The sequence below is a fragment of the Kaarinaea lacus genome (genome assembly GCF_975902315.1).
The window spans coordinates 1-6,831 of record NZ_CDLKIE010000462.1 but is presented as its reverse complement, the minus strand read 5'-3'; the positions used below and the strand labels follow the sequence as shown (position 1 = coordinate 6,831).

Annotated in this window: 7 protein-coding genes; all 7 read left to right on the top strand. The window is 47.1% G+C overall.

Annotation, left to right across the window (positions count from 1 at the left end; translation table 11 throughout):
* A partial coding sequence (locus ACWVCM_RS14315) for a translocation/assembly module TamB domain-containing protein (protein ID WP_455202440.1) occupies positions 1–1,782 on the top strand: 1,782 nt, incomplete at its 5' end.
* Positions 1,783–1,872: 90 nt separating this feature from the next.
* Complete coding sequence (locus tag ACWVCM_RS14310) at positions 1,873–2,061, top strand: hypothetical protein (protein ID WP_455202439.1); 189 nt, start codon at positions 1,873–1,875, stop codon at positions 2,059–2,061.
* 144 nt (positions 2,062–2,205) lie between these two features.
* Positions 2,206–3,237 (top strand): efflux RND transporter periplasmic adaptor subunit, encoded by a 1,032-nt coding sequence (locus tag ACWVCM_RS14305; RefSeq protein WP_455202438.1) that lies wholly within the window; start codon positions 2,206–2,208, stop codon positions 3,235–3,237.
* Positions 3,234–4,160, top strand: coding sequence for an ABC transporter ATP-binding protein (locus ACWVCM_RS14300; protein ID WP_455202437.1), 927 nt, complete (start codon positions 3,234–3,236; stop codon positions 4,158–4,160). Before ACWVCM_RS14305 ends, ACWVCM_RS14300 begins: the two co-directional genes overlap by 4 nt.
* Positions 4,153–5,142, top strand: a complete 990-nt coding sequence (locus tag ACWVCM_RS14295; protein ID WP_455202436.1) for an ATP-binding cassette domain-containing protein — start codon at positions 4,153–4,155, stop codon at positions 5,140–5,142. The genes ACWVCM_RS14300 and ACWVCM_RS14295 overlap by 8 nt, the downstream gene beginning before the upstream one ends.
* Entirely contained in the window at positions 5,139–6,242 is a 1,104-nt protein-coding gene (locus ACWVCM_RS14290; RefSeq protein WP_455202435.1) for an ABC transporter permease, read from the top strand. The genes ACWVCM_RS14295 and ACWVCM_RS14290 overlap by 4 nt, the downstream gene beginning before the upstream one ends.
* On the top strand, positions 6,239–6,831 hold a 593-nt coding region (locus ACWVCM_RS14285), incomplete at its 3' end, for an ABC transporter permease (protein WP_455202434.1). The genes ACWVCM_RS14290 and ACWVCM_RS14285, both read left to right, overlap by 4 nt.

Sequence of the window (6,831 nt, the reverse complement as noted above, 5' to 3'; positions counted from 1 at the left end):
GCCGAGTTTGGAGACTGGGAACAACAGGCGCCTAGCGATATAGCAGTCGCTGCTTCTCGCTTGCAGGTAGACTACTATTGTCTAACACCTGTCAACGCGGATGCTCATGTTTGTCTCAAGGTTGATTCTGACTACCTGAAATCCTGGAGTGGTGCTATCAATATAAAAGATTTGCCGGTAGAAACGTTTAAAACATACTTTCCACCACAGATAATTTCAGTGCGAGGTCTGGTAAATGGATCAGCAAATTTCGATTTTCAAAAGGACGTTATAAAAACCTTTCATGCCAGTTTGGTGAGTGACATGGGTAAGGTGGAATTTGGCTTGCCAGCCGGCGAGAAACAGAAGCTTGACTATCGGCAATTACGAGCGAATATTTCGCATGACAAGCAGGGAATTACGATTATCTCCAAAGTTGATCTGCGCGAAACGGGCGAAGTTGACATAAAGGCGACGTTAAAAAATAAACACACATTAAGTGAAATAGATACATCGCAACTGATCGATGGACGAGTAGTGGTCGATTTGAAAAACTTAACCGTACTGCCGCTAATTTATCCCGATATACAGTACATCGACGGCCACAAATACAGTGAGTATGTCATTAGCGGTTCAATAGGTCATCCAGTAATAGTTGGGCGAACTGATATTGCTGCCAAATCAGTAACGTTGCCACGTTTAGGAATAGAATTGCAAGATGTCAGGGCCGAAGCAAGGACCGATAAAAAGAACAATATAAAAGTCACTGGTGAAGCATCTTCGGGAAAAGGAAAAATTACCTTCAAAGGCGAGATGCTGAATTATCTGGGTGATGACCTGTTGGCGAAATTACATATTGAAGGGAATGATTTCCTCGCGACCAAAACCCCGGAATTTGAAATGGAAATATCGCCTGCAGTGACTGCGATAGTTAACAATGACGTTATGAGATTAGAAGGAGATATACTTTTACCGCGAGCCAGAATTCAGGCGATGCAATCTGCTTCAACGGTGTCGCCATCTACAGATGTGGTAATTGTTGATGCAGATATTGCAGGTGATCAGGGCCGTAAAAAGCTGGCGCTAGATGCAGAGCTCAAAATAACACTGGGAAATGAAGTTAGCATAGAAGGATTTGGAGCAAGTGGTCGATTGCGCGGTGAAGTTTTGGTACGCGAAGTGCCGGGTGGCGTAACAACGGGTCGCGGAGAAATCAGGTTTGAGGAGGGGAAATTTACCGCCTATAACCGGGAGTTATCCATTGAAACTGGTTTGCTAACATTTGCCAATAGTCCTATTGATAATCCCATCGTGGCAATACAGGCCGTGCGAAATATTGACCGTCAGGATGTAAAGGTTAAGGTGGGCGTAAACGTGACGGGCCAGGCGCAAAACCCCAAAGTGGAATTGTATTCTGAACCCGCAATGGATCAGTCAGATATTTTATCGTATATGATCCTGGGATATCCCATGAACCAGGCAACGGAAAAAGATGGGTCTACGTTATCTACTGCTGCCAGCTCCATAGGTTTAATTGGCGGCGAAATTCTCGCGAATGAGATCGCGACTAAATTAGGAATTGATATCGAGAATATAAGAATTACCACGGATGCTGCCACGCAACAACCGCTGGTTGGCGCTTATCTGAATCCCAGGTTATATGCGGAATACGTGATGGGAGTCGGACAGGCGGTGAATACCTTCCGGATTGAATATAATCTTACCAATCGCTGGGTGCTTAAAACTGAAACCAGCAGTGAGCAACAGGGTGCTGATTTATTCTACACCATTGAGCTCGACTAGTTTCTAATAAATTTTACAGAACTGAGCGACTGTATATAAATGTAAATCGAGAGCAGATATCGTAACTTTTAGTAAAAAAGCAGCAGGCGTATGAAATGGTCTAACAACTTTTACTGGACTGCTATCGTCCTTGCGATTATTGGATTTCTATGTTTTTTTGTCGGCTATTATTTTCTATACAATGATATTTTTATTGTTCACGGAAATGCGCTCGTTGTGACAGGTATTCCTGTATTTGTGGTGGCAGCTATTTTTATCTATATCCATGTAAAAGAATGAACTATCTGGGTAATGTGATGACGTCACTCAGGCTTGTGTAGTCTTATTGTCCAATTGCTATTAACATGATTTAGGACAAAATCGTATCTATAGTAATCAAGGTATATTGTTAATTTATTTTAATTTACACAGGTTTTTAAATTCATGTCGAACATTGCTGGATTTGGCAGTTGTACAATACCGCACTTACACCGATCCTTTATCCAGATTATTGTTGTATTGATACTGGCAACGCTGATTCTGGCTGGGTGCGATTTAGATAGCAATGACGGTGCCGGAGAGGTCCTTATGTCAGGCACAGTGGAGGCACGAGAAGTCGATTTATCCTTTCAGGTTGGTGGCCGCATTGCCCAACTTGATGCAAATGAAGGCCGTTGGGTCGAGCAGGGTGATCTCGTCGCAGTCCTCGACCCCACTGATCTACAACTGGCATTGCAACAAAGTACGGCTACGGCAAACGCTGCACAGGCAAATCTTGATGCGCTAAAAGCAGGAACCCGTACCCAGGAGTTGCGCGTTGCGGAAGCCGATCTGCAAAAGGCGCAGTCACAGTTGAACTATGCAATGGCGGAAGTTAAACGGGTGAGTTTCCTGGTGCCCAAAAAACTGGCATCGGCGGAACAACTGGAACAGGTACAGTTACAATACGAGGTTGCACTGGCAAGCGTTGAGCAGGCAAAGCAAAACCTGAGTCTGCTCAGGGAGGGGCCGCGTCAGGAAGATATTCAACGTGCCGAGCAGGAATTTATTGCCCGCACGGAAGCCAATGAGCTGAACAAACAACAACTTGCTTATGCCAGACTCGTCAGCCCGGTGACTGGAATGGTGACAGTTCGTTTAAGCGAGGCGGGTGAGGTGGTAGCGCCAGGGCAATCAATTGTACGTGTTGCACAAACGGCTAAACCCTGGATTCGCGCCTATATCAATGAAACCCAACTTGGAAAAGTGCGAGTTGGACAGGAAGCGCGAATTCAGATTGACGGGATGCCGGACAAAACATTCACCGGTCAGTTGACGTTTATCTCACCGGTAGCAGAATTTACACCCAAAACTGTGGAGACCAAAGCGCTACGGGTCGACCTGGTTTATCGTATTAAAGTCGAAGTGGAAAATCCAGACGGTATTCTTAAGATAGGCATGCCGGTTGATGTGATTTTAGAAACCAGTCAGTCATGAAAGACAAGGTAATCGAAGCCGGTGCTCTAGACTTTGCCTATCAACATAAAACCATTCTGCACGACATAAACCTGACAGTTTACGCCGGGGAAATTTATGGCCTGGTCGGTGCTGATGGCGCCGGTAAAAGCACCATTTTGCGGCTGGCTGTCGGCCAGTTAATACCGGATAGCGGCTATATGAAAGTACTGGATAATGACGCCAGCAATCCTGTGTTGCGTGATGATATAGCCTATATGCCTCAGGGTTTCGGTTTGTATCCGGATTTGTCAGTACAGGAAAATATGGCGTTTTTTGCCGATTTACATGGTCTGGCAGCTTTACAGGCCGAGCGCAAAATTCGCGATTTATTAGAGCGTACCGGCCTGAAAGGTTTCGAAAGCCGCCGCGGGGGTAACCTGTCGGGTGGCATGATGCAAAAGCTTGCCCTGGCATGCGCCCTGGTACACGAACCCAAAGTCATGTTTCTTGATGAGCCCACCACGGGCGTTGATCCACTTTCACGCCGAGCGTTCTGGGAATTGATTGATAATGTCAGGGCTGAAGGTGTTGCCATTCTTTACGCAACAGCCAATATGGATGAAGCGGAACGATGTGACCGGGTTGGCTTGCTGGAAGCGGGTAAGTTAACCCGGCAGGGTACACCTGAGCAACTGGCGCAACAGAATGATGCCTACCTGGTGGCAGTATTTGGGGATGATGTACGCCGCTATCGAAATGAAATTAAAAACCTGTCGGGTGTCGAGTTGGCGTTTCCCATGGGGTTACGACTGAATGTCTGGTTAAATAAAAGCTGCTCATTAGAAAGTTTCCGGAACTCACTGCGACAGCTTGCTGATAACCTGCAAGTTGAGTCCTTAACAGTATCCTTACACGATGCCACGTTACGTGGTCTGGTGTTAGCGGAGCACCTGGATGCGTAGTGGCTTACAGAGTGCTCATGCAGGTTCTGTACATGACCCGGTGATTCGTGCCACTGAACTGGTACGCAGCTTTGGTCGGTTTACGGCGGTAGACCATGTCAACATATCCGTGCAGCGTGGAGAAGTATTTGGATTGCTTGGTGCTAATGGCGCTGGAAAGACCACCACCATTCGGATGTTATGCGGCACTCTCGCGCCGACCTCAGGACATATCTCGATATCCGGTGTTGATATGGTCCGTAATGCAAGGCATGCGCGCAGTCGTATCGGTTATGTTTCGCAGCGCTTTGCGTTATACGGTGATCTGCAGGTAATAGAAAACCTGAATTTGCAGGCGGGACTGTATAACGTAAACGGTAAGCGTAAAAAACAACGCATTCAATGGGCGCTCGAACACCTGAGCTTAATGCCACACAAAAGCGTACTGGCAAAGGAGTTACCGCTGGGTTACAAGCGCAGGCTGGCATTTGCCGCTGCGTTATTGCATGAGCCCGAAGTGCTGTTTCTTGATGAACCTACATCGGGAGTTGATCCCGCCGCCAGGCAGCATTTTTGGGAACTGATTTATGATCTTGCCGATGCCGGGATCGGTATTCTGGTTACCACGCATTATATGGATGAAGCCCTGTTCTGTGATCGTATTGCGCTCATGCATGCCGGCAGAGTTATCGCGGAAGATACACCGCAGAATCTGCAACAAACCCCGTTAAAAACCACGCTGCTTGAATTAAATGCACCAGACTGCAAGCGATGTGTGCAACTTTTAAAGAAGATTCCCCAGGTCCAGGAAGTAATACCTCATGGCGGTGAGCTTCGTATCCGTCTGCAAGCAGGATCGAACGTTGAGAAAGTGATACAGGGAATTAATGACCTGGCGCGATTACACCAGGTAGCAATTAACAAATTGCAGGTGACAACTGCAGAGCTTGAGGATGTGTTTATTGCCCTGCTCGAAGATGTTAGTAAAGAGAAGCCGTCATGAGAATGCAGCATATCCGTGCCATGGCACGTAAAGAATGGTGGCATTTGTTTCGCGATCCGCGTAGCCTGGCGTTAATACTGTTAATGCCTACCATGTTGTTATTCCTGTTTGGATACGCTATTCGACTGGATATTACAGAAGCGCCAATCGGTGTGTTCCAGGAATCCCGGGATGGACTGGCCAATGAGCTTGCCGCGCACCTGGATGCCAGCCACGCATTTCAGGTGACGCACTATTTTATCAACCGCGACCAGCTACGCGATGCAATTCAACAGGGTGATGTATGGGGCGTCATCGTTATCCCTGCGAGTTTTTCCAGGGCTATGCTGAATCATGATGCGCAGTTGCAACTCATTACCGATGGAGTGGATGCGAATACCGCGCGCCTGATACGCAATTACACCCAGGCATTAATTAATGACTATCTAATCCAGAACGGAATGCAGCCGCCCATTCAACTGGAGGACCGCACCTGGTTTAACGAAGCCAGGGAAAGCCGTCTGGCCATTGTGCCTGGCGTTATCGCGATTGTTATGGCTGTCATAGGCGCTTTAATGACATCATTAACCATAGCGCGCGAGATGGAACAAGGCAATCTCGTCATGCTGCGTACCACGGCTCTGACACGTGGTGAATTCCTGGTGGGTAAACTTTTTCCTTATTTCCTTATTGGCATGGCGGATCTTGCGGTTGCGACACTGGCTGCGGTGTATGTTTTTGATGTGCCATTGCGAGGTTCGCTGTTTGAGCTGGTGTTGGTAGCCAGCCTGTTTTTACTGGTTGTTATGCTACAGGGCGCATTGATATCCATTGCCGCAGGTAATCAGATGCTGGCGAGCCAGATGTCCATGGTCAGTACATTTTTGCCGGCTTTCCTGTTATCAGGTTTTGTGTTTGCCATTGAAAACATGCCAACGGTGCTGCAGTATATTACTTACATAGTTCCGGCGCGGTATTTCGTTACATTGTCCAAACTTATTTTTCTAAAAGGTGTTTCGCCTTTCGTGCTTTGGTCGGAAGTACTGATTTTGTCGATCATACTTGCGCTACTGGCACGCATTACCTTTGTGCGCGTGAAAAAACTGGGATTACTGCTTTGACAGAAGAGCATGCTATACAAACAGGGCTGAAGTATCTGTTTTTTCACAGTTGGTCCAGACTGCGTGCATTATTGGTAAAAGAATTTCTGCACCTGTTACGCGATCCCAAGATGCGGTTTTTTGTGATTGTACCGCCTATCGTGCAGCTATTATTATTCGGATATGCTGCGACTTTCGATGTGAAATATGCTGATGTAGGCGTTGTGGATGCGTCACGCGCGGCATCTTCCCGGGCCGTGTTGTCGTCCATTGATGCGACAGGTCATTTCAATTTACATTATTTTCCGGATATGCGTATGGCAAGTGATGCCATGATTCGTAACGAAGTGCGTGCAATTTTACAGTTTCCATATGATTACGAGCGCCGGCATTCTGCACAGTCCGGTGCTATCCAGTTGATCGCCGATGGTTCAGACTCCAATAGTGCCGCTCTCGTGGTTGGCCAGTTAAGCGAAGTGATTAGACACCATATGCTATCAGGGCAGGAACAGGGTCCTCCCGTCAACGTGGAATATCGCGCCTGGTTTAATCCTAACCTCGATGATCGTGAATTTTTTATTCCAGGCATCATTGCCAACGTGGTTTTAAT